At 63.5% G+C, this 26530-nt stretch carries 25 protein-coding genes; 9 read left to right on the forward strand and 16 right to left on the reverse strand.

Translation table 11 applies throughout. From position 1 onward, the window contains the following. Positions 1–170 precede the first annotated feature (170 nt). The 11 genes from GC125_RS18520 to rimP all read right to left on the reverse strand — a co-directional run bounded on the left by GC125_RS18520 (position 171) and on the right by rimP (position 13156). Positions 171–416, reverse strand: a complete 246-nt coding sequence (locus GC125_RS18520) for a hypothetical protein (RefSeq protein WP_151987002.1) — start codon at positions 414–416, stop codon at positions 171–173. Between the two features lie 83 nt (positions 417–499). After that, complete coding sequence (locus GC125_RS18525) at positions 500–706, reverse strand: hypothetical protein (protein WP_151987003.1); 207 nt, start codon at positions 704–706, stop codon at positions 500–502. Positions 707–944: 238 nt separating this feature from the next. Next, positions 945–3068, reverse strand: coding sequence for a polyribonucleotide nucleotidyltransferase (pnp, locus tag GC125_RS18530; protein ID WP_151987004.1), 2124 nt, complete (start codon positions 3066–3068; stop codon positions 945–947). 308 nt (positions 3069–3376) lie between these two features. Next, positions 3377–3646 (reverse strand): 30S ribosomal protein S15, encoded by a 270-nt coding sequence (rpsO, locus tag GC125_RS18535; RefSeq protein ID WP_151987005.1) that lies wholly within the window; start codon positions 3644–3646, stop codon positions 3377–3379. 203 nt (positions 3647–3849) lie between these two features. Next, positions 3850–5562 (reverse strand): sensor histidine kinase, encoded by a 1713-nt coding sequence (locus GC125_RS18540; RefSeq protein WP_151987006.1) that lies wholly within the window; start codon positions 5560–5562, stop codon positions 3850–3852. Between the two features lie 234 nt (positions 5563–5796). Next, positions 5797–6732 carry a tRNA pseudouridine(55) synthase TruB gene (gene truB / locus GC125_RS18545; protein ID WP_151987007.1) on the reverse strand — a complete coding sequence of 312 codons (936 nt, stop codon included), beginning with the start codon at positions 6730–6732 and terminating at the stop codon, positions 5797–5799. Beyond that, the gene (gene rbfA / locus GC125_RS18550) at positions 6732–7193 is read right to left on the reverse strand and encodes a 30S ribosome-binding factor RbfA (protein WP_151987008.1); all 462 of its coding nucleotides are present in this window, start codon (positions 7191–7193) and stop codon (positions 6732–6734) included. The genes truB and rbfA overlap by 1 nt, the downstream gene beginning before the upstream one ends. 130 nt (positions 7194–7323) lie before the next feature. After that, positions 7324–10029 carry a translation initiation factor IF-2 gene (infB, locus tag GC125_RS18555; protein ID WP_151987009.1) on the reverse strand — a complete coding sequence of 902 codons (2706 nt, stop codon included), beginning with the start codon at positions 10027–10029 and terminating at the stop codon, positions 7324–7326. 102 nt (positions 10030–10131) lie between these two features. Further along, positions 10132–10773 carry an RNA-binding protein gene (locus GC125_RS18560; protein ID WP_151988079.1) on the reverse strand — a complete coding sequence of 214 codons (642 nt, stop codon included), beginning with the start codon at positions 10771–10773 and terminating at the stop codon, positions 10132–10134. Between the two features lie 56 nt (positions 10774–10829). Beyond that, entirely contained in the window at positions 10830–12452 is a 1623-nt protein-coding gene (gene nusA, locus GC125_RS18565) for a transcription termination factor NusA (protein WP_151987010.1), read from the reverse strand. A 62-nt stretch (positions 12453–12514) separates the two neighbouring features. Next, positions 12515–13156, reverse strand: coding sequence for a ribosome maturation factor RimP (gene rimP, locus GC125_RS18570; RefSeq protein ID WP_151987011.1), 642 nt, complete (start codon positions 13154–13156; stop codon positions 12515–12517). A gap of 340 nt (positions 13157–13496) precedes the next feature. Between rimP and GC125_RS18575 the strand changes: the two genes are divergently transcribed. Both GC125_RS18575 and dapB read left to right on the forward strand, forming a co-directional pair. Next, positions 13497–15326 (forward strand): ABC transporter ATP-binding protein, encoded by a 1830-nt coding sequence (locus GC125_RS18575; RefSeq protein WP_151987012.1) that lies wholly within the window; start codon positions 13497–13499, stop codon positions 15324–15326. 3 nt (positions 15327–15329) lie between these two features. Further along, positions 15330–16160, forward strand: coding sequence for a 4-hydroxy-tetrahydrodipicolinate reductase (dapB, locus tag GC125_RS18580; RefSeq protein ID WP_151987013.1), 831 nt, complete (start codon positions 15330–15332; stop codon positions 16158–16160). A 21-nt stretch (positions 16161–16181) separates the two neighbouring features. On the opposite strand, the gene GC125_RS18585 is transcribed toward dapB, so the two are convergent. After that, entirely contained in the window at positions 16182–16394 is a 213-nt protein-coding gene (locus tag GC125_RS18585; RefSeq protein WP_151987014.1) for a SlyX family protein, read from the reverse strand. After that, on the reverse strand, positions 16391–16825 hold the full coding sequence (locus tag GC125_RS18590) for an acyl-CoA thioesterase (RefSeq protein ID WP_151987015.1): 435 nt from the start codon (positions 16823–16825) through the stop codon (positions 16391–16393). Before GC125_RS18590 ends, GC125_RS18585 begins: the two co-directional genes overlap by 4 nt. Before the next feature lie 188 nt (positions 16826–17013). Here GC125_RS18590 and GC125_RS18595 point away from each other — a divergent pair, with 188 nt between their 5' ends. Genes GC125_RS18595 through deoA form a run of 7 tightly spaced genes read left to right on the forward strand, consistent with a single transcriptional unit; the run spans position 17014 to position 23932 of the window. Continuing rightward, the gene (locus GC125_RS18595) at positions 17014–18549 is read left to right on the forward strand and encodes an ABC transporter ATP-binding protein (protein ID WP_151987016.1); all 1536 of its coding nucleotides are present in this window, start codon (positions 17014–17016) and stop codon (positions 18547–18549) included. A 4-nt stretch (positions 18550–18553) separates the two neighbouring features. Next, a complete protein-coding gene (locus GC125_RS18600) occupies positions 18554–19687 on the forward strand; it encodes an ABC transporter permease (RefSeq protein WP_151987017.1) in 1134 nt (377 codons plus the stop codon). Continuing rightward, complete coding sequence (locus tag GC125_RS18605; protein WP_151987018.1) at positions 19687–20649, forward strand: ABC transporter permease; 963 nt, start codon at positions 19687–19689, stop codon at positions 20647–20649. The genes GC125_RS18600 and GC125_RS18605 overlap by 1 nt, the downstream gene beginning before the upstream one ends. 4 nt (positions 20650–20653) lie before the next feature. Beyond that, positions 20654–21046: a cytidine deaminase gene (locus GC125_RS18610; RefSeq protein WP_151987019.1), complete on the forward strand. Its 393-nt coding sequence runs from the start codon at positions 20654–20656 to the stop codon at positions 21044–21046. Beyond that, on the forward strand, positions 21043–21840 hold the full coding sequence (locus tag GC125_RS18615; RefSeq protein ID WP_151987020.1) for a purine-nucleoside phosphorylase: 798 nt from the start codon (positions 21043–21045) through the stop codon (positions 21838–21840). Before GC125_RS18610 ends, GC125_RS18615 begins: the two co-directional genes overlap by 4 nt. Positions 21841–21842: 2 nt before the next feature. Further along, positions 21843–22616: a deoxyribose-phosphate aldolase gene (gene deoC, locus GC125_RS18620; RefSeq protein ID WP_151987021.1), complete on the forward strand. Its 774-nt coding sequence runs from the start codon at positions 21843–21845 to the stop codon at positions 22614–22616. Continuing rightward, positions 22613–23932, forward strand: a complete 1320-nt coding sequence (deoA, locus tag GC125_RS18625; RefSeq protein WP_151987022.1) for a thymidine phosphorylase — start codon at positions 22613–22615, stop codon at positions 23930–23932. Before deoC ends, deoA begins: the two co-directional genes overlap by 4 nt. A 20-nt stretch (positions 23933–23952) precedes the next feature. On the opposite strand, the gene GC125_RS18630 is transcribed toward deoA, so the two are convergent. From GC125_RS18630 to GC125_RS18640, 3 genes are all read right to left on the reverse strand, one after another. Beyond that, positions 23953–24522, reverse strand: coding sequence for a retropepsin-like aspartic protease family protein (locus GC125_RS18630; protein ID WP_151987023.1), 570 nt, complete (start codon positions 24520–24522; stop codon positions 23953–23955). Positions 24523–24654: 132 nt separating this feature from the next. After that, positions 24655–25284: a uracil phosphoribosyltransferase gene (upp, locus tag GC125_RS18635; RefSeq protein WP_126007059.1), complete on the reverse strand. Its 630-nt coding sequence runs from the start codon at positions 25282–25284 to the stop codon at positions 24655–24657. Positions 25285–25370: 86 nt separating this feature from the next. Continuing rightward, positions 25371–26528, reverse strand: a complete 1158-nt coding sequence (locus GC125_RS18640; RefSeq protein WP_151987024.1) for an iron-containing alcohol dehydrogenase — start codon at positions 26526–26528, stop codon at positions 25371–25373. Positions 26529–26530 lie beyond the last annotated feature (2 nt).

The following is a 26530-nucleotide window of genomic DNA, read 5'->3' on the forward strand; positions in this document are numbered from 1 at the left end:
TGGGAAAGTATAGGGGCCTCAAGCTTTACTTGCACCCGAAGACGGCGGCATTTCGTCTTAACTTGCGGAAAAGCGGGGGACACGAGTGGCATCCGCGGCCGCTACTTCAACATCGCTCTAAATACTGACCGATCGCTTCCCCCCCAATCCTGCCGGTCATCGCCGCCCGTCTACCCCACCGCGCGGCGTAGTTCAGCCAAGCATGTCATGGCATGGAAGCGGTGGTCCTCGGCGTCTTCTCGTTCTTCGAGCAATGCGCGCTGGAGTGAGAAGAAGGCGGCTTGGAAATTACCGGCCGATCTTGTGAGCTCGGGTCGGCTCCTCAGATCGACAATCAACCGGGTCAATTCGAGGTCCGTTCGGACATCCGGTTTCTCGACCATCGCCAGATAGTCTGCAGCTTGGTCGAGCGTCATGCGCAAACCACTCCATGCCGATATTTCAAGTCGGCGCGAAGTTACATGCAAACGCATTTTCTGCAACCGGTAGTTTCAGCAGATCAAGAGAGCGTGCGAAAACATTCTGTTTTCACTTCCAACGCTGCGTGACCAGTGTCGGAACAAATTTCGGGGTGTTCCTGCCTCGCTTCGAGTTCAGCCATGGCAAGGAGGTGGGCAAGCATGGGCTGACGAGACTCGATCGCGAGCTTGCGCAATTCGATCAGCATATCTGCGACATAAGAGAGTTTTGGCTCCGACTTAGCCATCGAAAAATACCCCGCACGACGATTCGCATGTTCAGGGTCGGTTCAAATTGAATTCTGTTCAAGCACTGAAAGTTTATTCAAAACGTTTAAATCGGCATTCTCGGGCGCTCATGGAGTATTTACGCGAAATTCCCCTTAGATCTATGGGCAATATTACTCTCATTATTGCTTTTCCGTACCAAAACGGCCGCATCTTTCGATGCGGCCGTTGGCATTTCAGCGGAGCTGATCGGCTTGATCAGTCTTCCTGCTTTTCGCGTTCCTTACCGGTCTCCTGGTCAACGACCTTCATGGAGAGGCGGACCTTGCCGCGTTCGTCGAAGCCCATGAGCTTGACGTAGACCTTCTGGCCTTCCTTGACGACGTCGGATGTCTTGGCGACGCGGTCTTCGGCGAGCTGGGAGATGTGGACGAGGCCGTCGCGCGGGCCGAAGAAGTTCACGAAGGCGCCGAAATCGGCGATCTTCACGACCGTGCCTTCGTAGACGTGGCCGATTTCCGGCTCGTCGACGATGGAGTGAATCCACTTCTTGGCGGCTTCGATCTCCTTGCCGGAGGCCGATGCGATCTTGATCGTGCCGTCATCCTCGATGTTGATCTTGGCGCCGGTCTTCTCGACGATCTCGCGGATGATCTTGCCGCCGGAACCGATGACGTCACGGATCTTGTCGACGGGGATCTGCATCACTTCGATGCGCGGGGCGAACTCGCCCAGCTCTTCGCGGCTCGTCGTGAGGGCCTTGGCCATCTCGCCGAGGATGTGGATGCGACCGTCCTTGGCCTGGCCGAGCGCGATCTTCATGATCTCCTCGGTGATGCCTTCGATCTTGATGTCCATCTGCAGCGAGGTGATGCCGTTCTCGGTGCCTGCGACCTTGAAGTCCATGTCGCCGAGGTGGTCTTCATCGCCCAGGATGTCGGAGAGGACGGCGAAGCGCTCGTCTTCCTTGATCAGGCCCATGGCGATGCCGGCAACGGGACGCTGCAGCGGAACGCCTGCATCCATGAGCGCGAGCGAGGTGCCGCACACGGTCGCCATGGAGGACGAGCCGTTGGATTCGGTGATCTCGGAGACGACGCGGAGCGTGTAGGGGAACTGCTCGGGTGCCGGCAGCATCGGACGGATCGCGCGCCATGCGAGCTTGCCGTGACCGATTTCGCGGCGGCCGGGCGAGCCGATGCGGCCCGTTTCACCGACGGAGAAGGGCGGGAAGTTGTAGTGGAGCAGGAAGCGCTCCTTGTACATGCCCGTGAGTGAATCGACGTACTGTTCGTCTTCGCCGGTGCCGAGCGTGGCGACGACGATCGCCTGGGTCTCGCCGCGGGTGAAGAGCGCCGAGCCGTGGGTGCGCGGCAGCATGGAGACTTCCGACACGATCGGGCGGACGGTCGCGAGATCACGGCCGTCGATGCGCGACTTGGTGTCGAGGATGTTCCAGCGCACGATCTTGGCCTGGAGCGACTTGAAGACCGAACCGATCTGCTCGGCGGTGAAGCGGGCTTCCTCGCCTTCGGCCGGCGCGAAATGCTCCTTGACCTTTGCCTTCACGGCATCGACCGCGGTGTAGCGTGCGGTCTTGTCGGTGTTCTTGTAGGCGTCGCGAAGTTCGGCTTCGGCGAAGGCGAGCATTTCGCTTTCGAGTGCCGAATGATCTTCGGCGGTGAAGTCGCGCGGCTCCTTGGCGGCCACTTCCGCGAGCTTGATGATCGCGTCGATCACCGGCTGGAAGCCGCGATGGCCGAACATGACGGCGCCGAGCATGGTTTCTTCGTCGAGTTCCTGGGCTTCCGATTCCACCATGAGAACCGCGTCACCCGTGCCGGCGACCATCAGGTCGAGCTTGGATTCCGGCATTTCGTCGACATGCGGGTTGAGCACGTATTCGCCGTTGATGTAGCCAACGCGCGCGCCGCCGACGGGGCCCATGAAGGGCACGCCCGAGAGCGTCAGCGCAGCAGACGTGGCGACCAGGGCGACGACGTCCGGGTTGTTCTCCCGGTCGTGCTGCATCACGGTGATGATGACCTGGGTGTCGTTCTTGTAGCCATCCGGGAAGAGCGGGCGGATCGGCCGGTCGATGAGGCGCGAGGTGAGCGTCTCGTTTTCGGACGGACGGCCTTCGCGCTTGAAGTAGCCACCCGGGATCTTGCCGGCGGCGTAGGTCTTTTCCTGGTAGTTGACGGTCAGCGGGAAGAAGTCCTGGCCGGCCTTCGGCGACTTGGCGGAAACGACGGTGGCGAGCACGACGGTCTCGCCATAGGTGGCGATGACGGCGCCATCAGCCTGGCGGGCGACCTTGCCCGTTTCGAGGGTCAGCGGACGGCCGGCCCATTCGAGTTCAACTTTGTGGTGATCGAACATGGAGTGTCCTTGATTGGCGGGGCGCGGGAGGCTCAATCAAGAGCCGACATGCCGCACCCGGCTTGGCGTTATCGACGCGCCACGGGCAAGACAACGGGAGGCTTGGTGTCCGGAAAGGAGGAACGGCGCAAAGCCGATGCAAGCATCCTGCAATCCTGCCCCATGACAGGTCGCTCATCACCCGCACCGACCTCTTGCCGGGCGGGGTAGACCGGACAAGCGGGCGCCTGAGAGGCGCCGCCTGCCGAAAAGTGCAAACCGGCGGACGACCATTCAAAGAACGGCCCCGCCGGCTCGAAGCTCAAAGCCTAGCGGCGGATGCCGAGGCTGGTGATCAGCGTCTTGTAGCGCTCTTCGTCCTTCGACTTGACGTAGTCGAGGAGCGAACGGCGGCTCGAAACCATCTTGAGGAGACCACGACGGGAGTGGTTGTCCTTCTTGTGGCCCTTGAAATGATCGGTCAGGTTGGTGATCCGCTCAGTCAGGATCGCGACCTGGACTTCCGGCGAACCGGTGTCGCCTTCCTTGATCGCGTATTGCTTGAGCAGTTCAGCCTTACGTTCGGCAGTGATCGACATCGGACAATCCTTTCTATCGATTGTTTGAGGATCTTCGGGACGCCTGCGGCCGGGATGTCGTCCAGCGGAGGCCATGACAAAACGCGAAGGTGGCAGAGCCACCCGTCGCGCTGGCGTGCCTATAGGCTAAAACAGCCCGCAAGGAAAGGGCGAAATGGCCGCGCCGCTTTGCCCGAAAGCCCGAGGCGCCGGATCGCGACCGGTCAGGCCTCGTCCTCCGAGCCGTCGGCACGCAGCCGTTCGAGCGGGATCGCGAAATGCCATTCGATGCCGTTGTCATGAAGATTGCGGGTGATCTCGGCGTCGAGCGTGCCGCCCATCATGCGCTCGAGCACAACCGAGCCGAAGCCCTTGCGGTCCGGATCGGGCAACACGTTGAGCTTCTTCACATATTCGCGCCAGGTGAGCGACAGCGTGCCCTCACGCCGCCACCAGGTGATTTCCAGCCGGCTCTCCTCGTCGGACAGCGCACCGTATTTCGAGGCATTGGTGGCAAGCTCGTGAATCGCCATGCCGAGCGTCTGCGAAGCCTGCGCATCGACCATGACCGTCGGTCCCAAAAGCCGCACGCGCTCCGGATCACTCGGCAAAAATGGTTCGAGCTGGCTTTCCACCAGCGCGCGGAAGTCGATGCCGCGCGCGGCATTGGCGAGCAGAAGGTCGGTGGAGCGGGCAAGGCCGGTGATGCGGCGGCGGAAACTGTCGACGAATTCGTCGACGCTCGCGGCGTTCTTGGCGGTTTGGCCGACCATGGCGTTGATGACCGTGAGCTGGTTCTTGGACCGGTGCGCCACTTCACGCATCAGCAGGCGGATTTCGCTTTCGGCCTCGCTTCGATTATGGGCCGCCTCGCCGAGAGCGGTTGAGACGATGGCGAATTCGCTGATGGGATGCAAATTCTGCGGCACGGTCTGCCCGGCGCCCAGAAGACGCGCGCTTTCGGACAACCGTCGGGCCGAGCGGGTGATACGACCCGCAACGAGCCAGGTGACGAGCGCCGCAAGGGCGCCAATGGTCAATCCGCCGATCACGAGAAGACCGATCGAGCGCATGATGGGCGCGCTGATCGTCGCCATCGGGGTCCAGGCGACAACACTCCACTGGGTGAGCGCCGATCCCTCGCGAATGATCTGGAACGGATGACCGTTCATCTCGATTTCGGTGATCCCCTGCCGAAACGTATCGGTGAAGGTGAAAGGAAGTGCACCGCCAGCCGATAGCGCGGGATCGGTGGACGAAAGAACGGTCTGGGTGCTGTCGACGATCGCAACCTGCCATGAGGCGGGCAGCCGCCCGTCTTCGATGGCCCGCGCGAGCGAGTCCGCGCCTCTTGCGAGGACGAGCAGGAGCGGCTCGCGCCCTTCACGATTGACCGGAAGCGCGACGAAAAACACCCAGGAGAGCGACGTTTCGCTGAACAGTACGCCGGACACCGCCGATGTGCGATCTTGAAGGGCGCGACGCAGGACATCCGGGCCGCTGACGGCAGGCAGTTGCGCGCCATAGTCGGCGCGCGTGTTGAACACTTGCCGAAGATTGCTGTCGACCACGGCGAGGTTCATGCCCCGACCGATCAGCGCACGGCGGCCCCGGTCGTGAAACGCCTCGAGATTGTCGGCCTCGAGCGTTGGATCGGTCGCCAGAACCCGAAGCGTCGTCAGCATGCCGGAAACTTCCTGCTCCACCACCTGCACGATGGAGCGGGTGTTCGACTGGAAGATGGACTGCAATCCTTCCTGCTGGACCGTATTGGTGCGCACCAGTAGGTAGCCGGAGAACAGAAGCGCCGGCACGAGACCGACGAGGATGAGGAAGAAGAGATAATGGGAAATCGGCCGCGAGCGCATACGCACCGTGCCATCGAGCGTCGACTTTTCCGGCTCGGGAGGGCCCCGTTCGTCGACTGCCTGAACCATCAGCGCGCAACCTGAACCACGGCGCGCATCATGCCGATCAAACCACTATGGGAAACAACTTCGAACATCTGATCCCGAGCCTTCTATGCGGCAGCGCGTTCTCGTTATTGTTCTTACCGGAAAAGCGGGCCCGGCGTTTTTTTGTAGTTTCTCCTTCGGCCACCGGCCGAGAACGCGCGTCGCGCAGATGGGCGCCAAACACTTCAATCAGGCGCGCAACGTGCGAAATGGATTTCAGTTGCCGAAAACGCGGCGGGGACGAAACTCTCCTTGGCCGATTTCGCCGATGGCGACAAGACGTCCTCGTGCGGTGACCCACACGTCGGCTTCGTCAAGCGGCGCATCGCGACCACGCAGGATGATCGGATTGCCCATGCGCAAGCGGTGTGCCTGGTCGTCCGTGATCGCAACATGGGGCAGATTGGCAAGCGCTTCGCCGGTGTCGATCAGGAACGCGTCGAGCGCTGCGAGCCTTTCGGCATCATCCTCAAGCTCTTCCAACGCCGCCAAATCGGCGAGCGGCACCATGTCTTCGTCGGAAAACGGCGCAACGCCGATGCGGCGAAGCTTGGCGATGTGGCCATAGCAGCCGAGATCGCGGCCAAGGTCGCGGGCAAGCGAGCGGACATACGTTCCCTTGCCGCATTCGACAACGAAGACCGCCAGATCGTCCTCGGGGCAAGCGACGAGATCGAGGCGGTGGATTTCAACTTCACGGGCTGCGATCTCGACCGTTTCGCCGCCACGTGCGAGGTCATAGGCGCGGTTGCCATCGATTTTTACCGCGGAATATTGCGGCGGGATCTGCTCGATCACACCCGTATAGCGCGTAAGAAGCGCCTCAACGTCGGCTTGCGCGGGGCGAAGGTCACTCGATTGGGTGATTTCGCCTTCCATGTCGTCGGTGTCGCGCTCGGCACCCCAACGCACGGTGAATTCGTAAATCTTGCGGCCATCCATGACGTAGGGGACGGTCTTGGTGGCATCGCCAAGCGCGATCGGAAGCAGACCAGATGCCAGAGGATCGAGGGTCCCGGCATGTCCGGCCTTCTGGGCCTTGAACAGCCACTTGATCTTGGAGACGGCCTCTGTCGATCCGAAATCCTCAGGCTTGTCGAGGATGATCCAGCCGGAGACGGGCCGGCCCTTGTTCTTACCGCGACGACCCATCAGTTCGACGTTCCCTTGTCGCTGGGGTGGTTGTCATCGCCATTGTCATCGCCATTATCATCGTCCGTGCGATTGAGATCGCGGGCGACTTCGGGCGAGCGCAAGAGCTCATCGATCTTCTGGTAGTTGTCGAAGCTGGTATCGTCACGAAAACGCACTTCCGGCATGAATTTCATCTGCCGGAGCGCCGGTGTGATGTGCTTGCGGATTGCACGCGCATTGCGGTTGAGCGCCGCAACGAGCGCATCGTGGTCTTGCTGGCCGAGCGGCGTGACGTAGGCGGTCGCGATCCTCAGATCGTTCGACATGCGCACCTCGGAAATCGCGATGACGGTCTTTTCGATCAATGGATCGCGGATTTCATCGCGCTGGAGCACCTGCGTTATCGCGGCGCGGACCTGCTCGCCGACGCGCAGCATGCGCTGGGTGGGAGCGGAGGAGGAGGAATTCGTACGTGCCATGGGTGATGCTCGTTCCGGTAAAACGGGGAAAGCGATCGCGCGGACGACCTTGCTGGAGGCCTGTCCGAATGGGAAGACGCGCCGGGCTGATTGTCCCGACGCGTCCTGATGCCCATCGATCGATCGACGACTAGAGCGTGCGCGTCACGTGCTCGACGCGGAAGCACTCGATGATGTCGCCTGCGCGCATATCGTCGTAGTTCTGGAACGCCATGCCGCACTCCTGACCGACCGGCACTTCGGACACTTCGTCCTTGAAGCGCTTGAGGGTCTTGAGCGTGCCTTCGTGGATGACGACGTTGTCGCGGATGAGGCGCACGCCGGCTCCACGCTCGACCTTGCCTTCCGTGACACGGCAACCCGCGACCTTGCCGACCTTCGTGATGTTGAACACCTCGAGGATTCCGGCATTGCCGATGAAGGTCTCGCGACGCTCCGGAGACAGAAGCCCCGACATGGCCGCTTTCACGTCATCCACCAGATCGTAGATGATGTTGTAGTAGCGGATCTCGATGCCCGCAGCCTCGGCCGCATCGCGTGCCTGCTTGTTGGCACGGACGTTGAAGCCGATGATCGCCGCATTGGAGGCTTCCGCGAGCGAGATGTCGCTCTCGGTGATGCCGCCGGCACCGGAATGCACGATGCGGGCGCGGACTTCGCTGGTGCCCAGCTTGTCGAGCGTGCCGATGATGGCTTCGATCGAGCCCTGAACGTCGCCCTTGATGACCAGCGGAAATTCCTTCAGCCCGGTATCCTGGAGCTGGGTCATCATCTGCTCGAGCGAACCGCGCGAACCGGCCTGACGCGCGACTGCCTTTTCACGGGCAAGACGCTGACGATACTCGGAAATCTCGCGAGCGCGCTGTTCGTTCTCGACGACGGCGAACCGGTCGCCGGCCATCGGCGTACCCTGCAGGCCGAGGATTTCGACCGGCATGGACGGGCCAGCCTCTTTCACGACTTCGCCGCGATCGTTGACCAGCGCACGCACACGGCCCCACTGGTCGCCGGCCACGATGATCTCGCCCGGACGCAATGTGCCCTTCTGGACGAGGACGGTCGCAACCGAACCGCGACCGCGATCGAGCTTGGCTTCGACGACCATGCCTTCCGCCGTACGGCTGGTATTCGCCTTCAGGTCGAGAATTTCAGACTGAAGAAGGATCGCTTCGAGCAGCTTGTCGAGATTGGCGCCCGTCTTGGCGGACACTTCTACGTCGAGCACTTCACCGCCCATGGATTCCACGAACACCTCATGCTGGAGGAGCTGCGTGCGGACCTTCTGGGCGTCGGCCGTCGGCTTGTCGATCTTGTTGATCGCCACGATGATCGGGACGCCGGCAGCCTTGGCGTGGCTGATCGACTCGATCGTCTGCGGCATCACGCTGTCGTCGGCGGCAACCACGAGGATCGCGATGTCGGTCGCCTGCGCACCACGGGCACGCATCGCCGTAAAGGCGGCGTGGCCGGGCGTGTCGATGAAGGTGATCTTGTGACCATCCTGCTCGACCTGATAGGCGCCGATATGCTGAGTGATGCCACCGGCTTCACCCGACACGACGTTGGCGTGACGAATGGCGTCGAGCAGCGATGTCTTGCCGTGGTCGACGTGACCCATGATCGTGACGATCGGCGGACGCGACGACAGATCGCCATCGACATCCTTGACGTCAAAGATGCCCTCTTCGACATCCGATTCCGACACGCGCTTGACCGTGTGGCCGAATTCGGTGGCGAGAAGCTCGGCCAAGTCGGCATCGATGATGTCGCCAGGCTTCAGCATCTGGCCTTCCTTCATCAGATACTTGATGACGTCGACCGAACGCTCCGCCATACGCTGGGAGAGTTCCTGGATGGTGATGGTTTCCGGCAGAATGACCTCGCGCTGGATCTTCTCGCGGGTCTCCTGCATCTGCGCGCGCTTGAACTTCTCCTGGCGGCGACGCATGGCCGAGAGCGAGCGACCACGGGTCGAACCATCTTCGTCGAGTGCGCCCGTCAGGGTCAGCTTGCCACGGCGGCGTTCGCCATCGGTCTTGGGCCGGGTCGGCTTGGGTGCTTCCACCTTGACCGGACCGCCGCCCTTGCGCGGTGCAGCGCGGCCATCGTCGTCCTCGGCATCGACCTTGCGACCGACGCGGGCGATGGGCGTCGCTTCTTCCTTTTCCTTCTCCTTGACGGGAGCCGGACGCTTGCGCTCGCCGGATTCGGCGGAGATGACCTTGGCCTCGGTTTCGGCCCGGTTCAACGCTGCCTGTTCAGCTTCGATGCGGGCCTGCTCGGCACGCTCGATGGCAAGGCGCTTGTCTTCTTCGGCCCGACGACGGGCTTCGATCTCGGCAAGCTTGCGATCTTCGACGTCGCGCACGCGCGCTTCCTCGAGGGCGCGACGGCGGGCATCCATCTCTCCCGCGGACAGATTGCCGGTGGAGCCTGGGCGCGGCCGCATCTGCGGTGCCGGACGCGGGGTCTCGATGCGCTGGGGCGGTGCCGCCGGGCGGGGAGCGGCCGGGCGCTGCGGCTGCTGCTGCGGCGCAGCGGCTGCAGGTGCGGCTGCCGGAGTAGGCGCCGGCGCAGTCGAAGCGGCTGGCTGTGCCGGCTGCTGCTGTGGCTGCGCTGCGGGTGCAGGTGCCGCTGGCGCCGCCTGGGCAGGCGCCGGCTTTACATCGTCTTCTGGGCGATGGATGCGACGCTTGCGCGTCTCAACGACGACGGCCTTCGTCCGGCCGCGTCCCATTTCCTGCCGTACAGTGCCCTGGCTGGAGCCCGGACGCTTCAGAGTAAGGGTCGACTTGCTCGGTACGCTCAGGGTCTTGTCGTCTTTAGTGTCGCTCATTCCGTATCCGTTCCTTGGAAACAGAGATGCGCGACAGGGTTGGCGGCGCAGCGCTGTTTCGATCTATTCTCGACGGCGCGGGCTCATGCCGACGCCACACATCTATTCCAGTTCGCCATGTTCGGTCCCACCGTTGAGAGCCCCATCTGACGGCTTAGCCAAGCCGTGGCGGTAGCGATGGAGCAACTTTGCGCGCTTCACTACACCCTCACCGGCCTGTCCCGCAAGCGCTGCGGCATGGATTAACGCGCCTTCGCCCAAATGAAACGCCATCTCGTCGGCGCTGACGAGGTGAAATGCTTCAATCGGATCAATGCCGATCTCGACTGCGAAATGCCGCGCCTGACCGATCTTGCGCACGCCATCCTCGGCCGCGTCGGTGGCATGGAAGACCGCCAGCGCCTCGCCGGAACGCACCGCCTTGTCCACCTTGGTGGCGCCGGAGACGAACTGGCCGGCCTTGCGGGCCATGGCCATCATGCCGAGCAACTGATCGCGCAACAGGCGATCGAGCGTTTCCGGCATATCCGGATCGACCGTCACCTCGGCCTTGAGCGCCTTGGCGAAGAGACGGCGCTTCAAGGCGAGCGCGACGACATCGCGCTCGGGCGTGATCCAGCAACCTCGTCCGGGCAGCCGCTCCTTCAGATCCGGAACGAGCGTACCATCCGGAGCCGCGACGAAGCGGATCAGGCCTTCCGTCGGGCCGCTTGCGCGCGTGACGATGCACATGCGCTCGCTCATCGGCTCAACCCTTTCGGCCACGATCCGCTTTCCAGTCCATCAAAACCCGTGAGGCCTCAGGCCTGCTCGGCACCCTCTTCGACGGCTTCGGCCGCTTCGGCGTCTTCCGCCACTTCCTCGGTCGCGATTTCGTCCTCGGTGATCCAGCCTGCTGCCAGCCGAGCCTGGATGATCATCGCGTCGGCATCGGCGCGAGAGACGTCGTGGTCCTTCAGAATGCCGTCGAACCGCTTGGTCTCGCCGTTCTTGCGCTCCGACCAGCCAACAAGGTCGTCAGCCGCACAGCCGGCGAAATCTTCGAGCGACTTGACCTCGTTCTCGCCGAGCGCGACCAGCATCTGCGTCGTCAGTCCCTGGATCTGCTTCAGATCGTCGGAAACGCCGAGTTCAACGCGCTTGGCTTCCAACTCGGCTTCCAGGCGATCCAGGTGCTCGCGGGCACGGGTCTGGAGTTCCAGCGCGGTGTCTTCGTCGAAACCGTCGATCGAGGCGATTTCGTCGAGATCGACATAGGCGACTTCCTCGACCTGGCTGAAGCCTTCGGACGCCAGCACCTGGCCGACCATCTCGTCGACGTTCAGGGCTTCCATGAAGAGGTTCGAGCGCTCGACGAATTCCTTCTGGCGGCGCTGGCTTTCCTCTTCCTCGGTCAGGATGTCGATATCCCAGCCGGTCAGCTGCGAGGCGAGACGCACGTTCTGGCCACGGCGACCGATGGCGAGCGAGAGCTGCTCGTCCGGCACGACGACTTCGATGCGCTCGGCATCTTCGTCGAGAACGACCTTGGCGACTTCGGCCGGCTGCAGGGCGTTGACGATGAAGGAAGCCGGATCGTGGCTCCACGGGATGATGTCGATCTTCTCGCCCTGAAGCTCGCCGACGACCGCCTGGACGCGGCTGCCGCGCATGCCGACGCAGGCGCCGACGGGATCGATGGAGCTGTCATTGGAGATGACGGCGATCTTGGCGCGCGAACCGGGGTCACGGGCAACCGAGCGGATCTCGATGACGCCGTCATATATTTCAGGCACTTCCATGGTGAAGAGCTTGACCATGAACTGCGGATGCGTGCGCGACAGGAAAATCTGCGGGCCGCGCTGCTCGCGGCGCACGTCGTAGACATAGGCGCGGACGCGGTCGCCATAACGGAAGTTTTCGCGCGGGATCGTCTCGTCGCGGCGGATGATGCCTTCGCCACGGCCGAGATCGACGATGACGTTGCCGTATTCGACGCGCTTGACGGTGCCGTTGACGATCTCGCCGACGCGGTCCTTGTATTCGTCGAACTGCTTGTCGCGCTCGGCTTCACGGACCTTCTGGACGATGACCTGCTTGGCCGACTGAGCAGCGATGCGGCCGAAATCCATGGGCGGCAGCGGATCGGTCACATAGTCACCGAGCTGGATGTTCTCGTCGCGGTCACGTGCCAGCTCAAGGGCGATCTGAGTCGAATAGTCCTCGACCTTGTCGACGACGAGCAGGCGTCGCTGCAGCTTGATCTCGCCGGTCTTCGGGTTGATATCGGCAAGGATGTCGGTTTCCTGACCGTAGCGCGAGCGGGCTGCCTTCTGGATGGCATCGGCCATCGCGTCGATGACGATCTCGCGATCGATCAGCTTTTCGCGGGCGACCGCGTCGGCGATCTGCAAGAGTTCGAGCCTGTTTGCACTGACTGCCATGGATATCTCCCTGAATGGGCGCCACCGAAGGCGCCGCTCGTCATTGCGGCCTCAAAGGGCCGTCAGATGTCTTCGTTGTCGTCTACGCCGCCGTCCTCGTCGGACTCGGGCGGATTGTTTTCATTGGCGGCGCGCGCCGCCTTGGCGGCCTTGTCGGCCTGAAGTGCTTCGCGAATGAGTTCGTCGGTCAGGATCAGCTTGGCGTCGGCCAGGGCAACGAACGGGATATGAACAGTCGGCTCGTCGCCGTAGGTCGCCTGATCGCGCTCCATGAGGAAACCATCCTCGCTCACCGAGGCGATCTTACCACGGAAGCGCTTGCGGTTGTCGACGAGGACCGAGGTTTCGATCTTGACCACATGGCCCTGCCAGTTGGCGAAATCGGCACGGCGGACCATCGGGCGGTCGATGCCGGGCGAGGAAACTTCCAGGTGATAGGCCTTGTCGATCGGATCATCGACGTCGAGCGCGGGCGAGACGGCGCGCGACAGCGCTTCGCAGTCCTCGACAGTCATCATGCCGTCGAGCCGCTCGGCCATGATCTGCAGCGTCAGACCGTTCTGCCCCGAGAGGCGCACGCGCACCAGGCGCATGTCGAGAGAGCGCACAACGGGCTCCACGATCGCGGCAATGCGCGCGTCGGTGCCCGTCTCGGTGATGAGACGGTCTTCGTTCGGATCGAATAATGTTTGCGTTTCAGTCATGCCTGCCAGTCGCTCGCGCGGCGCGCCGCAGAATGGTCGGATCGGCGGCTGCCTATGGAAACAAAAAAGAGCGGGCCCCGGCAGGAACCCACTCTTGCTCGTATGACCAAGAATTTTGACGACTAGATAGTCCTCTTCGCCCAGCGACGCAAGAGTTTTCCGCGCGGGCAAAGACCGACCCGCCCAGGATGCGACTGAGGATGCCGGCCCGGGCCGTTGGCGCCGGTCGTTGGCCTGGGCCGTGGCAGCACTGCAATAGGCAAAGCGGGACCAAGCGTCTATAGACGCCGGCAATGCTTAGCGAACGGCCACAGTTTCCAGGGTGCGAACCGACAACCGCATGACAGAACCGACCAAAAAGCCACGGCTCGATCCAGATACCGTCATGGGGATGCTGAGGCGCATTCTTTCGGAGAATGGGCGCGACTACGTTCGCGACTACGTGTTCGCGGCAATCTTTCTGGCGATCGTGGCGGCGACGACGGCGTTTACCGCCTGGATCATGGAAATCGTGATCAACGAGGCCTTCGCCAATCAGCGGGCCGATATCGTCTGGCTCATCTGCGGTTCGATCTTCGCGGCCTTTCTGTTGCGCGGCCTCGCTTCCTATGGTCAGGCCGTACTTCTGGCCAAAGTCGGCAACAATCTCGTCGCGCGCTACCAGAAACGGCTCTTCGACCAGCTGATGGCGCTCAGCGTCGGGTTTTACAGCGACAACCGGTCGGCACAGATCGCCGCGCAGATCAGCCAGAACGTGATCGGCATCCGCGACGTTTTGAACCTGACGATCACGTCGTTGGCTCGCGATCTCCTGACGCTGGTCGCGCTCATCGGGGTCATGCTGTCGAAGGACTGGCTGTTGACGCTGATCGTCTTCACGGTCGCGCCGCCGCTTCTCCTGGCGCTGCGCTATATTTCCAAGCGGCTCAGAAGTGCCACGCGGGATGCGGTGGAGCTGAACAGCAGCGTGCAGGCCGCCATGCAGGAGACGGTTCAGGGCATCACCATCGTGAAGTCCTTCACCATGGAAGACGTGCTCCGTGTACGCATGAACCGGCTGATCGATGCGGCCGAAGGGCGGGCGAACCGCATCATCCGGCTGACGGAGCGGACGTCGCCGCTGACCGAAACGCTGGCCGGCCTCGCGATTTCCGGCGTGCTCGCCTATGCGGCGTTCCGTTCGATCTATGGCGACGTTTTGCCGGGTGCGTTCTTCGCCTTCGTGACGGCACTGCTCCTCGCCTACGAGCCTGCCAAGCGCCTTGCACGACTGCAGGTGAACCTCGAGCGTGCCGTCGTCAATGCACGCATGATCTACGAAATCCTCGATATACAACCCCAGCAGGCCGATCGCCCCGACGCCAAGCCGCTGGTGATGGGCAAGGGCGAAGTCGTTCTCGAAGGGGTAAGCTTTTCCTACCAGCAGGGCGACCCGATCCTGCGCGACGTCTCCTTCACGGCGCATGCGGGGCGGACGACGGCGCTCGTCGGGCCTTCGGGTGCCGGCAAGTCCACGGTCATCAGCCTCGTGCCGCGCTTCTACGATCCCGACGCGGGCCGCATCCTGATCGACGGGCAGGACATCGCCGACGTCACCAAGCAGTCGTTGCGGGCCGCGATCGCCTACGTCTCGCAGCAGCCTTATCTTTTCGAAGGCTCGATCCGCGACAATATCCGCTATGGCCGTCCGGATGCGACCGACGCAGAAATCGAGGAAGCCGCACGTCGGGCCAATGCGCATGATTTCATTCTGGCGCAGCCGCGCGGCTACGACACGCCGGTCGGCGAAAACGGCATCACCCTTTCCGGTGGCCAGCGGCAGCGGCTGTCGATTGCCCGGGCGCTGGTGCGTAATGCGCCGATCCTGCTGCTGGACGAGGCGACATCCGCGCTCGACACGGAATCGGAAGCGCTGGTGCAGCGGGCACTGGAAACGGCCATGCAGGGCCGCACGGTGATCGTGATCGCCCACCGGCTATCGACCATCGCGCGGGCTCACAAGATCGTCGTCATGCAGGCGGGCCGTGTTGCCGAAGAAGGCCGGCACGATGATCTGGTCACGAAGACCGACGGGATCTATGCACGCTTCCACAACATGCAGATGCTGGGGATCGACGGCTTCGACGAGAGCGAGGCCTTGCCCCAACCGGTCAGCAACACGAGGATCTGAGCCATGAGCGACATGAAGGATTTGAAGCTCGTCGTTGCCGGTGCCGGCGGACGCATGGGCCGCGCGCTGATCCAGAGCATCGACGCCGTTCCGGGCGTGGTGCTTGCCGGCGCGATCGATCGGCCGGGCGCCGCCTCGATCGGGGCGGACGCCGGCCAGCTGGCGGGCTTGGGCGCAAACGGCGTGATCGTCACCGACGACCCGGAAGCCGCACTTGCCGATGCCGACGGCGTTTTAGATTTCACCGCCCCGGAGGCGACGGTTGCGCTGGCGCGCCGCGCCTCCACCCATGGGCTCGTCCACATCATCGGCACGACGGGCTGTTCGGAAGACGACGATGCTGCCATCCGCGAAGCGGCGACCGGCGCGCGGATCGTCAAGTCCGGCAATATGAGCCTCGGCGTGAATCTTCTCGCGGTGCTGGTGGAAGAAGCCGCGCGCGCTCTCGAAGCAGCCGACTGGGACATCGAGGTGCTGGAGATGCACCACCGGCATAAGGTGGATGCACCATCCGGCACCGCGCTGCTGCTCGGCAAGGCGGCCGCCCACGGCCGGGCGATCGATCTTGTTGAAAAGAGCGTGCGGGTGCGCGACGGACATACGGGCGCACGGCCTGAGGGCACGATCGGCTTTGCGACGCTGCGCGGCGGTTCGGTGGTCGGCGAGCACACGGTGCTGATCGCCGGCGAAGGCGAAACGATCGAGCTGACCCACAAGGCAACCGACCGGGCGATCTTCGCGCGCGGCGCAGTCAAGGCCGCGCTTTGGGCCAGCCGCCAGCAGCCGGGGCTCTATTCGATGATCGACGTGCTGGGGCTGAAGGGCCACAACTGAGCCACAACCCGTTCCGCATCTTCAATAATGCGGGGGTCTGGTGACTGGAACGGGCCCGCTGCTTTGTTCCTCGATCGCCATGAAGCGCTGCGCGATCGCCTCGACCTGGCGCGTCAGCCTGTCGGTGACCTGATACTGTTTGGCCAGCTCGTCCGACAGATCCTCGATCGTCTTCGCCTGGTGCGCGGCGAGTTCTTCCAGCGCAGTCAAACGGTTTTCCAGATCGGCGCTCATAGCGAAATCTCCTCGAGGATGGTCCGCCAGCGCGCATCGAGCGGCTGCGGTTTGCGGCTTTCGCGATCCACATAGACATGGGTGAACCGGCCCTGTGCCGCCTCGACGCCCTCGTCGCCGCGAAAGAGGCCGATGCGGTAGGTGACGGACGACGTGCCGATGCGCGTGACGGCTATGCCAGCCGTGACCGGATCAGGAAAGGCCATTTCGCTGAAATAGCTGCAACCGGTTTCGACCACGAGCCCGACGACCTCGCCGCGGGCGATATCGAGGAGCTCCTTTTCGACCAACCAGCCGTTGATGGCCGTATCGAACAGGGCGTAATGCACGACATTGTTCATGTGCCCGTAGGCATCATTGTCGGCCCATCTTGTCTGAAGCGGTCGGAAAAGGCGGTAGTCGTCGCGCCGCCGCGGTTCGGCTCTCTGCATGAATTCACCCGATCGTGAGCGGTTTTACCTTGCCTGCACGCGGCTTCATCGTTACCCGGCCCGTGCGCGGCCCAACTGGACTTTATGCGAAGAACTGTCGAGAGTGGCAAACCTCTCCTTGCGCAGCAGGCGGCGCTCAGCAAGATGTCGATAATCCTGACGACCAAAGCGGTTTGGCCAAGGCGGACATGAACGAAACAGCGATCGAACTTATCGGCATCAACAAGCGCTTCGGGCTCGTGCATGCCAACAAGGACATCAGCCTGAAGGTCCGCAAGGGTACCATTCACGGCATCATCGGCGAGAACGGCGCAGGCAAGTCGACGCTGATGTCGATCCTCTACGGCTTCTACGAGGCCGACAGCGGCGAGATCCTGGTCGACGGCACCAAGCGCAAGATCACCAATCCGAACGAGGCGATCGCCGCCGGCATCGGCATGGTCCACCAGCACTTCATGCTGGTCGACAATTTCACGGTGCTCGAGAACATCATGCTCGGCGCCGAAGACAGCGCGATCCTGAACAAGGGCATTGCGCGGGCCCGCGCCGAACTGAAGCGGCTGGAGCGCGACTACGCGCTGGAAGTCGATCCGGACGCGGTGATCGAGGAACTGCCCGTCGGCCTGCAGCAGCGCGTGGAAATCCTGAAGGCGCTCTATCGCGGGGCGGAAATCCTCATCCTCGACGAGCCGACCGGCGTGTTGACGCCGCCGGAAGCCGACCACCTCTTCCGCATCCTCGGCCAGCTCAAGGACCAGGGAAAGACGATCATCTTCATCACGCACAAGCTTCGCGAGATCATGGCGATCACCGACGAGGTGTCCGTCATGCGCCAGGGCGAACTGGTCGGCACAAGGCAGACGGCAGACACCTCCGTAGAAGAGCTTGCGAGCCTGATGGTCGGCCGCCGCGTTCTGCTGCGCGTCGAAAAAGGCCCCGCCAATCCCGGTGACGTGAAGCTTTCGGTGCGCAATCTCACGGTCAAGGATTCGCGCGGCGTGACGGTGGTCGACAACGTGTCGCTCGACGTGCGTGCTGGCGAGATCGTTGGGATCGCGGGCGTTGCCGGAAACGGCCAGTCGCAGCTTCTGGAGACGATCGCCGGTATCCGCACGGCGTCGGGAGGCGAGGTCTATCTCAACGGCAAGCCGGTCGACATTTCGGGCAAGGCGGACCCTGCCGAACTGCGCCGCCGCGGCCTCGCCCATGTGCCGGAAGACCGGCACCATATGGGCCTGATCCTCGAGTTCGAGGAGGCCGAAAGCGCCATCCTCGGCTACCACAACCAGGACGCCTATCTGAACGGGGCCTTTCTGAACGTCGACGCGATCCGCAAGGATGCGGAGGCGAAGATCAAGGCCTATGACATCCGCCCGGCGAATGCCCGGCTGAAGACCGCCAACTTCTCCGGCGGCAATCAGCAGAAGGTGGTTCTGGCGCGCGAGATCGAGCAGGATCCCGACGTGCTGATCATCGGGCAGCCGACGCGCGGCGTCGATGTCGGCGCCATCGAATTCATTCACAAGCGCATCATCGAGATGCGCGATGCCGGCAAAGCCGTTCTCCTCGTCTCCGTCGAGCTCGACGAAATCCGCGCGCTCTCGGACCGCATCCTCGTGATGTTCGCCGGCCGGGTCGTCGGCGAGCGCGACGGCGAAGCGGGCGAAGACGATCTCGGCCTGCTGATGGCGGGCATCGAGGAAGACCGGGAGGCGGCGGAGTAGTTCAATGGCCACCCCATATGCAAAACTTCCGGGATGGGTGGAATATGTCCTCATCCCGCTCATCAACCTGATCGTCGCGTTTGCCGTTGCCGGTCTTGTCGTGCTTCTCGTCGGCCAGAGCCCGATCCGCGCGGCGACGCTTCTGGTCGACGGCGCCTTCGGCTATGGCGAAGGCATCGGCTATACGCTCTATTACGCGACGACGTTCATCTTCACGGGGCTGGCGGTCGCGGTCGCTTTTCACTGCAAGCTCTTCAACATCGGCGGCGAGGGCCAGGCCTATATCGGCGGCATCGGCGTGGCGCTCGCGTGCCTGACCTTCGACACGATCCTGCCCTGGTACCTGACCTTCATCGTGGCGACGATCGGCGCGGCGCTTTTCGGTGCGGCATGGGCCTTCATTCCGGCCTACCTGCGCGCCAAGCGCGGCAGCCACATCGTCATCACCACGATCATGTTCAACTTCATCGCGTCGAGCGTGATGATCTATCTGCTCGTCGAGGTGATGAAGCCGGCCGGCACCATGTCGCCGCAGACGCGCACCTTCGGCGAGGGCGGGCAGCTGCCGCAGCTCGACTGGCTGATGGCGATCTTCGGGCTCGATATCGGCGGCGCGCCGTTCAACGTGTCGTTTCTTCTGGCGCTCGCCGCGGCCGTCTTCGTCTGGGTGCTGATCTGGCGCACGAAGCTCGGCTATGAAATCCGCACCATGGGATTCTCGGAAAAGGCCGCGCGCTACGCCGGCATCAAGGACAGCCGGATCATCATCATCGCCATGCTGATCTCCGGCGCGCTAGCCGGCATGATGGCGCTGAACCCGATCATGGGCGAGCAGGGCCGCATGCAGCTCGATTTCGTCGCGGGCGCCGGCTTCGTCGGCATCGCGGTGGCGCTGATGGGCCGCTCGCATCCGGCCGGCATCATCCCGGCGGCGATCCTCTTCGGCATGCTCTACCAGGGCGGCGCCGAGATCTCATTCGAAATGCCGGAAATCTCGCGCGACATGATCGTCATCATCCAGGGCCTCGTGATCCTCTTCGCCGGCGCATTGGAAAACACCTTCCGGCCGGCCATTTCGCGCTTCTTCGGCGCCAGGGCGGCCAAGACGAAGCCTGTAAGCGTGGGGAGTGCGGGCTGATGGATATCGTCGTTCTCACCATCGAATCCACCATCCGCCTGTCCGTGCCGCTGCTGCTCGCAGCGCTTGCCGGCCTGTTTTCGGAACGGTCGGGCATTTTCGACATCGGGCTTGAAGGCAAGATGCTCGGCGCGGCCTTTGCGGGCGGCGCCGCGGCGGCGGTTTTCTCCTCCGCACTAATGGGGCTTTTGGCGGCGCTCGTCGTCTCGGTCGCGCTGTCGCTCGTGCATGGCTATGCCTCGATCACGCAGCGCGGCAACCAGATCGTTTCGGGCGTCGCCATCAACTTCATCGCCATGGGAACGACGGTCATTCTCGGCCAGGCGTGGTTCGCGCAGGGCGGCCGCACGCCGGCGCTTTCGGGCGACGCGCGCTTCACCACGATCGACCTGCCGTTTGCGCAGGCGGTTGCCGACGTGCCGGTGCTCGGCACGATCTATTCCGACATCCTGTCGGGGCATTTCTGGCTGACCTATTTCGCCTTTGCGATGGTACCCTTCGCCTGGTGGGTGCTCTATCGCACGCGCTTCGGCTTGAGGCTTCGGGCCGTTGGCGAGAACCCAGGCGCGGTCGACACTGCGGGGATCTCGGTGACCTGGCTGCGCTACCGGGCCGTGATCTGCTGCGGCATTCTCTGCGGCTTTGCCGGCGCCTATCTCTCCATGGCGCTGACGGCCGGCTTCGTGAAGAACATGACGGCCGGCAAGGGTTATATCGCGCTCGCCGCGCTGATCTTCGCCAAATGGCGGCCGGTGCCGATCATGTATGCCTGCCTGCTCTTCGGCTTCCTCGACGCTATGGGCATCCGCCTGCAGGGCCAGCCGCTGCCGATCATCGGACCGGTGCCGGTGCAGTTCATCCAGGCCCTGCCCTACATTTTGACGGTGATCCTGCTTGCGGGCTTCATCGGCAAGGCCGAGCCGCCGAAGGCCGGCGGCGTCCCCTACGTGAAAGAAAGATAGACCGATGGCTGAGGATCTGTTCCTGGCGGCCCGCGATGCCATGGCGCGGGCGCATGCTCCCTATTCGAAATTTCCGGTCGGCGCCGCGATCCGCGCCGAGGACGGCAAAATCTACGCCGGCGCCAATATCGAGGTGATCTCCTACCCCGAGGGCTGGTGCGCGGAGACGACCGCGATCGGCCACATGGTGATGGCCGGGGCCGGCAAGATCACCGAGGTCGCCGTGATCGCGCAAAAGATGGCGAAGTGCACGCCCTGCGGCGGCTGCCGCCAGCGGCTCGCGGAATTCGGCACGCCGGCAACAAAGGTTTATCTCTGCGACGACACCGGCGTGGTCGAGACCGTGACGCTTGCCGACCTGCTGCCGATGGCGTTCGAGACCGAGGTCCTGAAGTGAGATACGCGGCCGAAATCCTCAACGAGAAGCTGGGCGGACTGAAGCCCGAAACGGCGATCGTGCTCGGCTCGGGCCTGAGCGGCCTCGTCGATCAGTTGGAAGGCGCGGTCTCTGTGCCTTACGAAACGATCGCCGGCTTTCCGCGCGGCGGCGTTTCGGGCCATGCGGGGCGGCTCGTGGGCGGCACGCTTTCCGGCACGCCGGTGCTGATGCTGGCCGGACGGGTGCATTATTACGAAAAGGGCGACGCCGACGCGATGCGTCCGGTGCTGGAGACGCTGCGTGCGCTCGGCATCAAGACGCTGATCCTCACCAATGCCGCCGGTTCGGTGCGCGAGGACATGCCGCCCGGCTCGGTGATGCGGATTTCGGACCACATCAACTATTCCGGCCTGAACCCGCTGATCGGCGAGGAAAGCGACGCACGCTTCGTCGGCATGACGAGCGCCTACGACGCAGAGCTAGGCGCGGCGATGCAGGCTGCGGCGAGCCGTGTCGGCGTAACGCTGCATGACGGCATCTACATGTGGTTTTCGGGCCCGAGCTTCGAGACGCCGGCGGAAATCCGCATGGCGCGGATTCTCGGCGCGGACGCCGTCGGCATGTCGACCGTACCCGAAGTGATCCTCGCCCGCTTCCTCGGACTGAAGGTGGCGGCGGCGTCCGTCATCACCAATCTCGGGGCCGGCATGACCGGTGGCGAACTCAGCCACCAGGAAACCAAGGACATGGCGCCGATCGGCGGCGAACGGCTCGGACGCGTGCTGAGCGAATTGTTGCGAAAAGAGAACTGACCATGGCCGAAGACATGCACATTGCGGCCAAGCGGGCGCTTTCCATGCTGGATCTCACCGATCTGACGGACAACTGCACGCCGGATGCGATCGACGCGCTCTGCCGCGATGCGTTCGTCGGCGACGATCATGCCGCGGCGATCTGCATCTGGCCACGCTTCGTGGCGCAAGCGCGCGGCATTCTCGGGCCGGACAGCGCGGTGAAGATCGCGACCGTGGTGAACTTTCCCTCCGGCGACTTGGCCGTTTCGGATGTGGTCGTGGAGACCGTCGAGGCGATCGCCGACGGCGCCGACGAGATCGATCTCGTCATTCCCTATCGCGCGGTGCTTTCTGGCGACGAGACGTCGGTTTCAGCGATGGTCGAGGCGATCCGCGAAGTGTGCGCCGAACCGGTTCTCCTGAAGACAATTCTCGAAACGGGCGAGCTCGTCGATCCGGCGCTCATTCGCCGGGCGTCGGAACTTGCGATCGAGGCGCGCGCCGACTTCATCAAGACCTCGACCGGCAAGGTGACGGTCAACGCGACGCCGGAAGCGGCCGAAATCATGGTCACCGCCATCAAGGACAGCGGCAAGGCAGTCGGTTTCAAGGCGGCGGGTGGCGTGCGCACGGTTGAGGATGCCTCGCGCTATCTCGCCCAGGCGGAAGCGATCATGGGTGAAGGCTGGCCGACACCGGACACATTCCGCTTCGGCGCATCGGGCCTTCTCGGCGACATCCGCGCCAAGCTGACAGGCGTGGCTGCCGCAACCGGCCCGGAGGCATCCTATTGAGCCTCCTTCCGCAGGAATTCATCCGCCGCAAGCGCGACCGCCAGACGCTGGATGAAAAGGACATCGCCGCCTTCGTTGCCGGAATCACCGACGAGACGATCACCGAGGGCCAGATTGCGGCCTTTGCCATGGCCGTCTTCTTCAACGGACTTTCGCGCGACGAGACGGTGGCGCTGACGCTTGCGATGCGCGATTCCGGCGACGTTCTGGCCTGGCCGGACATCGACCGGCCCGTTTCCGACAAACATTCGACGGGCGGCGTCGGCGACAATGTCTCGCTGATGCTTGCGCCGATCTTAGCTGCCTGTGGCGTCGCGGTGCCGATGATTTCCGGCCGCGGGCTCGGCCACACGGGCGGCACGCTCGACAAGATGGAATCGATCCCAGGCTATTCCGTCATTCCGGACAACGCGCTTTTCCGCCGCACGGTGGACGAGGTGGGCTGCGCCATCATCGGCCAGACAGGTCGCCTTGCACCTGCCGACAAGCGCTTCTACGGCATCCGCGACGTAACGGCGACGGTGGAATCGGTGCCGCTTATCACGGCCTCGATCCTCTCGAAGAAGCTCGCCGCGGGGCTCGGCTCGCTGGTTCTCGACGTCAAATGCGGCAACGGCGCCTTCATGGACGACCCGAAGAAGGCCGAGACGCTGGCGCGCTCGCTCGTCGATGTCGCCAATGCCGCAGGCCTTTCGACCAGCGCGCTGATCACGGCGATGGACCAGCCGCTCGCTTCGGCCGCCGGCAATGCCGTGGAAGTGCGCAACGCCGTCGATTTCCTTACCGGCGCGCACCGCGACACGCGGCTCCTCGATGTGACGCTGGCGCTTGCTTCCGAGATGCTGCTGCGCTCCGGCCAGGCCGGCTCTCACGGCGAAGCGGCGAACATCGCCCGCAAGACACTCGAAAACGGCGCGGCGACGGAAAAATTCCAGGCGATGGTGACGGCGCTCGGCGGGCCAGCTGATTTCGTCGAGTCGATGGACCGCCACCTGCCGAAGGCCGTGATCGTCCGCGATATCGCAGCTCCACAGGCAGGAACCGTGCTCGCCATCGACACCCGCGGCGTCGGCCTTGCCGTCGTGACGCTTGGCGGCGGGCGTCGGCGCGCAGCCGACACGGTCGATCACGCGGTCGGCCTCGACCAGCTCGTCGCGCTCGGGACCGTTCTGCAGCCGGGTGATCCGATCGCCCGCGTCCATGCGCGCACCGAGAAAGAGGCCGCGGAAGCGCAAGCCGCCGTCATCGCCGCCTACACGATCGGCGACGGCACAGCCTCGATCAACGACGCGGTGATGATGCGGATCGCCGACTGAACGGCGCTTCGTCGTCTGAACTAATTGACCAGCAGGATCTCGCCATTGGCGACCTGGAAGCTCTTCAGCTTGTTCAGAAAGCTCATGCCGATCAGGTTGATGGAGATGTTCTGGTCCTGAAGGACGAAGGCTTCCACGTCTTCGACGCGCAGCGAGCCGACCTGGACGTGGTCCAGCAGGACCTTTGCCGCCTTGGTCTCGCCATTGGCCGTCTGGACGCCGTAGACGAAGTCCGCCGGCGAAAGCTGAACGCCGAGTCGGCGCGCCGTGGACTGGTTGACCGCGACATAGGTCGCTCCGGTATCGATCAAGCCTTCGAGTGGCGTTCCGTTGACGCGAAAATCACCGACGAAATGGCCGCTGGCATCGGCGCTCAGGCGGATGCTGCGGCCTGCGGCGTAGCTTGCCTGATAGGTGGGCTGGGCGGCGGAGGCAGTGACACTGTCCTGTACCCGCGCGAGATCGCCGACGGCAAGCTGGGCTTCGGCGGACTGGCGATCGGCCAGCCGATCCTGAAACTGTGACGCATAGTGCGGAATGGCGGCCACGACGCTTGCGCCGACGACTGTCCAGACGACCAGTTTGAGCATGGTTCCCGCCCCTTCAATTGAAGGCGCCAGCACACCATGGCATCGCTAAGAAGGCCCTAACGCGGCGACATCCGCCGCCGCCCGCCTGTGATCGGAGTCAACGGAGCGTAAAGCGAGCTTGCAGGATTGGCGCTATTTCGTGCCGTACATGCGGTCACCGGCATCGCCGAGGCCGGGGACGATGTAGCCTTTTTCGTTGAGATGGCTGTCGACGGAGGCGGTGTAGATCGGCACGTCGGGATGGGCTTCCTGGAAGTTCCTGATGCCTTCCGGGGCGGCAAGCAGGCAGAGGAAGCGGATGTTGCGCGCGCCGCGCTCCTTCAGCTTGTCGATGGAGGCAATGGAGGAATTGCCGGTCGCGAGCATCGGATCGACGACGATGACGAGGCGGTTGACGACGTCTTCCGGCGCCTTGAAGTAATATTCGATCGCTTCCAGCGTCTCGTGGTCGCGGTAGACGCCGATATGAGCGACACGGGCCGAGGGCACGAGATCGAGCATGCCTTCGAGCAGGCCGTTGCCAGCGCGCAGAATGGAGGCGAAGACGAGCTTCTTGCCCTCGAGTTTCGGCGCCTGGATTTCCATCAGCGGCGTCTCGATCGTCTCCATGGTGAGTTCGAGATCGCGCGTCACCTCGTAGCAGAGCAGCGTCGAGATCTCGCGCAGCAGCCGGCGGAAGCTTGCCGTCGACGTGTCCTTGGAGCGCATGATCGTCAGTTTGTGCTGCACCAGCGGGTGATCGATGATGGTGACGCCGTCCATGGCTATGGCCCTTCCTTCGTGCGCGCTCGTCTGGCTGCTTTAAGACACAGAAAGGCGGCCGGCGACAAGGGCGCCGGCCGTTTCGCTCACAGCCTGCCGTCGACGGCGCGGTCGAAGATCGAAAGCGCGCGCTCGCGCGTCAGCTCGATCGGGTTGCCGCCAGCGGTCGGATCGACGATCGCCATGTCGGCGATCTGGTCGCGCTTGTCAGTGCCAACCTTGAAGTCGCCGAGCGTGTGCGGCACGTCGAGCGTCTTGCGCAGCTTGAGAACGGCATCGAGGAAGGCATCGAAGGAGGCTTCCATGCCGAGGAAGGCGGACAGCCTGGCGATCTTCGTTTCGATCGCTTCGCGGTTCTCGACCAGCACGTAAGGCATGAAGACGGCGTTGGTCATGCCGTGATGGGTGTCGTAGAGCGCGCCGACGGGATGGGACAGCGCATGGATGCCGCCGAGGCTCTTTTGGAACGCAGTGGCGCCCATGGCGGCCGCGCTCATCAGATGACCGCGCGCCTCAATGTCGTTCGGGTCGGCGGCGACCTTCTCGAGATTTTCGAAGACGAGGCGCATGCCTTCGACCGCGATGCCCTCGGCCATCGGGTGGTAACCGGGTGCGCAATAGGCTTCGAGGCAGTGGGCGAGCGCGTCTAAGCCGGTGCCGATGGTGATGAAGCGGGGCATGCCGACGGTGAGTTCGGGATCGCAGATAACGATCTTCGGCATCATCAGCGGGTGGAAGATCACCTTCTTGGTGTGGGTCGTCTCATCGGTGATGACGCCGGCGCGGCCGACCTCGGAGCCGGTGCCGGCGGTGGTCGGCACGGCGATGATCGGCAGGATGCCGGCAGGATCGGCGCGGGTCCACCAGTCGCCGACGTCCTCGAAATCCCACATAGGACGGGTCTGGCCGGCCATGAAGGCGATGACCTTGGCCGCATCGAGGCCCGAGCCGCCGCCAAACGCGATGACGCCGTCATGGCCGCCGTCGCGCAGCACCTTGATGCCGGCTTCGACATTGGCGGCAATCGGGTTCGGCTTCACGTCGGAAAAGAGCGCGCATGGGATGCCCGCATCTTCCAGGATCTTCAGCGTCGATTGCGTGACGGGCAGATTGGCAAGGCCCGCATCGGTGACGAGCAAGGGCTTAAAAATGCCGCTCGCCTTCAGCGCGTCGGGCAACTCGGCGATGCGGCCGGCGCCGAAGCGGACGGCGGTCGGGTAGTTCCAGTTGGCTTTGACAGTCATGT

The sequence above is a fragment of the Rhizobium sp. EC-SD404 genome, from assembly GCF_902498825.1.
Taxonomy (GTDB): Bacteria; Pseudomonadota; Alphaproteobacteria; order Rhizobiales; family Rhizobiaceae; genus Georhizobium.

Coding starts and splice junctions, on each gene's coding strand:
- GC125_RS18520 (WP_151987002.1), bottom strand. CDS start 416: ATGACGCTCGACCAAGCTGCAGACTATCTGGCGATGGTCGAGAAACCG.
- GC125_RS18525 (WP_151987003.1), bottom strand. CDS start 706: ATGGCTAAGTCGGAGCCAAAACTCTCTTATGTCGCAGATATGCTGATC.
- pnp (WP_151987004.1), bottom strand. CDS start 3,068: ATGTTCGATCACCACAAAGTTGAACTCGAATGGGCCGGCCGTCCGCTG.
- rpsO (WP_151987005.1), bottom strand. CDS start 3,646: ATGTCGATCACTGCCGAACGTAAGGCTGAACTGCTCAAGCAATACGCG.
- GC125_RS18540 (WP_151987006.1), bottom strand. CDS start 5,562: ATGGTTCAGGCAGTCGACGAACGGGGCCCTCCCGAGCCGGAAAAGTCG.
- truB (WP_151987007.1), bottom strand. CDS start 6,732: ATGGGTCGTCGCGGTAAGAACAAGGGCCGGCCCGTCTCCGGCTGGATC.
- rbfA (WP_151987008.1), bottom strand. CDS start 7,193: ATGGCACGTACGAATTCCTCCTCCTCCGCTCCCACCCAGCGCATGCTG.
- infB (WP_151987009.1), bottom strand. CDS start 10,029: ATGAGCGACACTAAAGACGACAAGACCCTGAGCGTACCGAGCAAGTCG.
- GC125_RS18560 (WP_151988079.1), bottom strand. CDS start 10,773: ATGAGCGAGCGCATGTGCATCGTCACGCGCGCAAGCGGCCCGACGGAA.
- nusA (WP_151987010.1), bottom strand. CDS start 12,452: ATGGCAGTCAGTGCAAACAGGCTCGAACTCTTGCAGATCGCCGACGCG.
- rimP (WP_151987011.1), bottom strand. CDS start 13,156: ATGACTGAAACGCAAACATTATTCGATCCGAACGAAGACCGTCTCATC.
- GC125_RS18575 (WP_151987012.1), top strand. CDS start 13,497: ATGACAGAACCGACCAAAAAGCCACGGCTCGATCCAGATACCGTCATG.
- dapB (WP_151987013.1), top strand. CDS start 15,330: ATGAGCGACATGAAGGATTTGAAGCTCGTCGTTGCCGGTGCCGGCGGA.
- GC125_RS18585 (WP_151987014.1), bottom strand. CDS start 16,394: ATGAGCGCCGATCTGGAAAACCGTTTGACTGCGCTGGAAGAACTCGCC.
- GC125_RS18590 (WP_151987015.1), bottom strand. CDS start 16,825: ATGCAGAGAGCCGAACCGCGGCGGCGCGACGACTACCGCCTTTTCCGA.
- GC125_RS18595 (WP_151987016.1), top strand. CDS start 17,014: ATGAACGAAACAGCGATCGAACTTATCGGCATCAACAAGCGCTTCGGG.
- GC125_RS18600 (WP_151987017.1), top strand. CDS start 18,554: ATGGCCACCCCATATGCAAAACTTCCGGGATGGGTGGAATATGTCCTC.
- GC125_RS18605 (WP_151987018.1), top strand. CDS start 19,687: ATGGATATCGTCGTTCTCACCATCGAATCCACCATCCGCCTGTCCGTG.
- GC125_RS18610 (WP_151987019.1), top strand. CDS start 20,654: ATGGCTGAGGATCTGTTCCTGGCGGCCCGCGATGCCATGGCGCGGGCG.
- deoC (WP_151987021.1), top strand. CDS start 21,843: ATGGCCGAAGACATGCACATTGCGGCCAAGCGGGCGCTTTCCATGCTG.
- GC125_RS18630 (WP_151987023.1), bottom strand. CDS start 24,522: ATGCTCAAACTGGTCGTCTGGACAGTCGTCGGCGCAAGCGTCGTGGCC.
- upp (WP_126007059.1), bottom strand. CDS start 25,284: ATGGACGGCGTCACCATCATCGATCACCCGCTGGTGCAGCACAAACTG.
- GC125_RS18640 (WP_151987024.1), bottom strand. CDS start 26,528: ATGACTGTCAAAGCCAACTGGAACTACCCGACCGCCGTCCGCTTCGGC.